Source organism: Metamycoplasma auris 15026 (assembly GCF_000367765.1).
GTDB classification, from domain to species: domain Bacteria; phylum Bacillota_I; class Bacilli_A; order Mycoplasmatales; family Metamycoplasmataceae; genus Metamycoplasma; species Metamycoplasma auris_A.
In genome coordinates this window covers 1-1,640 of record NZ_AORI01000013.1, presented here as the reverse complement: position 1 = coordinate 1,640, position 1,640 = coordinate 1, and the positions used below count along the sequence as shown (strand labels likewise).

Sequence of the window (1,640 nt, the reverse complement as noted above, 5' to 3'; positions counted from 1 at the left end):
GAAAAATTTGTAATTTTCTTAAAAAAATGTTCAATTTAATATTAAAACACTGATTTTGGCAGAATGCAACTCCAAAATTGGTGTTTTTTTTAATATTTTTTATTGGTTTTTATAATCAAAAAAAGCTTTAAAATGTTAAAATATATATGTAAAGGCTATATTTAAAATAGAGGTAAATATGAGTTTAATCCCTGAACATATTAAAAAAGTTAAAAGACCTGAAAAAACTGAAATTCGTTTGTATGGAGACAAGTATAGAGTAGTTCCATACATAAGTTATTGAGACAAACAAAAGAAGAGACCAGCTAAAAAGTCTCTTCCTTATATTGGTTCAATAGTTGAAATAAATGGTGAATTTGTATATGTCGAAGATCCTAAAAGAGCAAGAGAAGATATAGCTCCAATAAAGACTTATGGTAACTATAAATTCCTTGATAACTTAGCTAAAGATATCAGAGATGATCTTATAAAATTTTTTGGACCTGATACAGGACTAAAAATATATGTTTATTCATTACTTGGAATTCTATTTGAAAATAGATATGAATGATTCCAAGATAATTATTATCATAGCTTTATTTCTGAAGATTACCCTAATATAGCTGTTTCTAAAAATAGTGTTGCTAGTTTTATAAAAGAGCTTGGAACCTATGATTCTCTTAATAAAGAATTCCTAATCCAAAGAATTAAAAATCATGAAATTTTAATCTTTGATGGTACTACATTTGTTAATGATGGAAATAATGAATTTTCTGAATATGGAAGAAATTATAAAAAGACAAAAAGAAAGCAAATTAACAAAATCAAGGTATACGATCTTAATAATTTAGAACCTGTTTATTCGGAAGTAATTCCTGGAAATGTCATTGATAAACAGGCATTTATCTCAGTTTTAGGTAAATTTAACCTTAAAAATACAGTAATTATCATTGATAAAGGCTTTAATTCAGAAGAAAACATTAATTACCTTTTAGAAAATAACATTAAGTTTATTATGCCTTTAAATGACAATTCAAAAATGCTTAAGAGTTTGATTTCTAAGAGTTCATTTGATACAACTTTTAAGTTTGAAGACAAATTTATTAAGGCCTTTAAGGTTAATGAATTAGACCAATTTTTGTATTGCTATAAAGACCCTTTTATAGCAGCAGTTCAAGAAAATAATTATCTAGCAAATATACACAGAAATAAAGAAGGTTATACTCTAGAAAAAAACGAAGAGCGCAGCAAATATTCAGGAATTATTACAATGAGATCTAATTGTAATTTCGATATTGAAAAACCTTATTTTATGTACAAGCAAAGATGATTAATTGAAACAAATATAAGACTTCAAAAAACTTCGCTTGATGAAGATGCAATTAGAAAACATGATCTAAAAACAATATTAGGACATGATTTCATAATCCAAATTCAGATGATTATTTATTCAAGAATTTTGAAAGTAATTAATGAACATGAAACTCTAAAGGGAATGTCAATAGAAAGATTTCTTGATGAATTATCAAAGACCTATAAGACATATCGTAATGGAAAATGAACTACTAGTATATCGACAAAGAAGAAAGAGCAGCTTCTAAAAGAATTAAAAATTAGTATCTCATAATTAAAACATATGCGTTATTATTGGGAAATTACTA

1 protein-coding gene is annotated in these 1,640 nt (G+C 25.5%); it reads left to right on the top strand.

The annotated features are described in order from the left end of the window. The first annotated feature begins 178 nt into the window (after nt 1-178). Nucleotides 179-1,606, top strand: coding sequence for a transposase (locus MAU_RS03320; protein ID WP_004425440.1), 1,428 nt, complete (start codon nt 179-181; stop codon nt 1,604-1,606). The last annotated feature ends 34 nt before the right edge of the window (nt 1,607-1,640 follow it).